Origin of the sequence: Pricia antarctica, assembly GCF_900101815.1 — a bacterium.
GTDB classification, from domain to species: Bacteria; Bacteroidota; Bacteroidia; order Flavobacteriales; family Flavobacteriaceae; genus Pricia; species Pricia antarctica.
Genome location: NZ_FNAO01000026.1, coordinates 2,501 through 5,084 on the forward strand (window position 1 = coordinate 2,501; position 2,584 = coordinate 5,084).

A 2,584-nucleotide genomic window follows, 5' to 3' on the forward strand; every position below is an offset into this window, starting at 1 on the left:
GTCTATGGCCCCGCTTTCCAACGGGCTCTGGTTCATCACTGTCCGAATATCGCGGTCCTACAACCCCGTACATGCCGGAACATGTACGGTTTGGACTCTTCCGGTTTCGCTCGCCGCTACTACCGGAATCACTCTTGTTTTCTCATCCTCCGGCTACTTAGATGTTTCAGTTCACCGGGTTCGCCTCCATTGCTGGATGACATGCCTTCAGCATGCCGGGTTGCCCCATTCGGATACCCGCGGATCATATCGTATGTGCCGATCCCCGCGGTTTTTCGCAGCTTATCGCGTCCTTCGTCGCCTCTGGGAGCCTAGGCATTCCCCATACGCCCTTATCTAGCTTGTCGCCAGCCTTTGCCCCCGAGGCCCAAGGGCCACGGGGATTTGTATGCGTATTCTTGCTCTAGTACTCTTTACTTAAAATTCGTGTAATTCATGTTCAGTATGCACCTACACCCGAGGATGTAAATGCCCTGTCCCAATATGTCAATGAACCTTTTTCCCCCCAAGGGGGAACAGTGGAGAATATCGGAGTCGAACCGATGACCTCCTGCGTGCAAGGCAGGCGCTCTAGCCAGCTGAGCTAATCCCCCATGTACCGGTAGTCGGCAAACGGCGGTCAACAATCATTGAACGATCGTTGCCCAACTTCCAGAATTTCCTTTACTTTTTTTAATGAACGTCGTTGCTATCGTAGTCCCAGGCAGACTCGAACTGCCGACCTCTACATTATCAGTGTAGCGCTCTAACCAGCTGAGCTATGAGACTCCGTGGCCTTTCGGCCCGCCACTTCGGCGCGCCCGGGACGCCAAGGCCCCGTTATATTAATAAATACGGTGGAGATGTTCCTCTTGTGCGGAAAGCATATATAAGGACAGAAAAAATAGAGGGAAAAACGGGGCCTTCGAAGGGCATTCCCGTGGGCGCTGCGCCCTTCCCCGCGCCGAGGCGCGGGAAAAGCTCTAGAAAGGAGGTGTTCCAGCCGCACCTTCCGGTACGGCTACCTTGTTACGACTTAGCCCTAGTTACCGATCTTGCCCTAGGCCGCTCCTTGCGGTGACGGACTTCAGGCACTCCCGGCTTCCATGGCTTGACGGGCGGTGTGTACAAGGCCCGGGAACGTATTCACCGGATCATGGCTGATATCCGATTACTAGCGATTCCAGCTTCACGGGGTCGGGTTGCAGACCCCGATCCGAACTGTGACAGGTTTTGTGGATCCGCTCCGCGTTGCCGCGTGGCTTCCCGCTGTACCTGCCATTGTAGCACGTGTGTGGCCCAGGACGTAAGGGCCGTGATGATTTGACGTCGTCCCCACCTTCCTCGCGGTTTGCACCGGCAGTCCCGTTAGAGTCCCCATCATGACATGCTGGCAACTAACGGTAGGGGTTGCGCTCGTTATAGGACTTAACCTGACACCTCACGGCACGAGCTGACGACAACCATGCAGCACCTTGCAAAACGCCCGAAGGAAAAGGCATCTCTGCCCCTGTCGTAATGCATTTAAGCCCTGGTAAGGTTCCTCGCGTATCATCGAATTAAACCACATGCTCCACCGCTTGTGCGGGCCCCCGTCAATTCCTTTGAGTTTCATTCTTGCGAACGTACTCCCCAGGTGGGATACTTATCACTTTCGCTTGGCCGCCCAGGACTCAAGGCCCCGGACAGCTAGTATCCATCGTTTACGGCGTGGACTACCAGGGTATCTAATCCTGTTCGCTCCCCACGCTTTCGTCCATCAGCGTCAGTATATGGTTAGTGAGCTGCCTTCGCAATCGGTGTTCTATGTAATATCTATGCATTTCACCGCTACACTACATATTCCGCCCACTTCACCATAACTCAAGACCGACAGTATCAAGGGCATTTCTACGGTTGAGCCGCAGACTTTCACCCCTGACTTATCGGCCCGCCTACGGACCCTTTAAACCCAATAATTCCGGATAACGCTCGGACCCTCCGTATTACCGCGGCTGCTGGCACGGAGTTAGCCGGTCCTTATTCTTACGGTACCGTCAGGGGGGTACACGTACCCCCGGTTCTTCCCGTATAAAAGCGGTTTACGACCCGTAGGGCCTTCTTCCCGCACGCGGCATGGCTGGATCAGGCTCGCGCCCATTGTCCAATATTCCTCACTGCTGCCTCCCGTAGGAGTCTGGTCCGTGTCTCAGTACCAGTGTGGGGGATCCCCCTCTCAGGGCCCCTAAGCATCGAAGCCATGGTGGGCCGTTGCCCCACCATCAAGCTAATGCTACGCATGGCCATCCCTTACCGCCCGAAGGCTTTAACCGGTAGACAATGCTGTCAGCCGGTACCACGGGGCATTAATCCAAGTTTCCCTGGGCTATTCCCCTGTAAAGGGCAGGTTCCATACGCGTTGCTCACCCGTGCGCCACTCGTCATCTCCCAGCAAGCTGGGAATGTTACCGTTCGACTTGCATGTGTTAGGCCTGCCGCTAGCGTTCATCCTGAGCCAGGATCAAACTCTTCATCGTTGTACTTTATATATATTCGCGCACACCCACTGAAAAGCCCTCCCGGCCCCGTCTCTCTCTATTAAATCTTACGCCCGGCCCCCATCGCG

At 55.3% G+C, this 2,584-nt stretch carries 2 tRNA genes and 2 rRNA genes (1 of these 4 only partly in view); all 4 read right to left on the reverse strand.

What is annotated here, in order from left to right:
* A 23S ribosomal RNA gene (locus BLT07_RS20355) occupies window positions 1-348 on the reverse strand (it extends 2,496 nt beyond the left edge of the window).
* A 171-nt stretch (window positions 349-519) separates the two neighbouring features.
* A tRNA-Ala gene (locus tag BLT07_RS20360) sits at window positions 520-593 on the reverse strand.
* Between the two features lie 101 nt (window positions 594-694).
* Window positions 695-768 (reverse strand) — tRNA-Ile (locus BLT07_RS20365).
* 198 nt (window positions 769-966) lie between these two features.
* Window positions 967-2,495: ribosomal RNA gene (locus tag BLT07_RS20370) — 16S ribosomal RNA — on the reverse strand.
* Together the 16S and 23S rRNA genes with 2 tRNA genes alongside form the textbook arrangement of a ribosomal RNA operon.
* Between the last annotated feature and the right edge of the window lie 89 nt (window positions 2,496-2,584).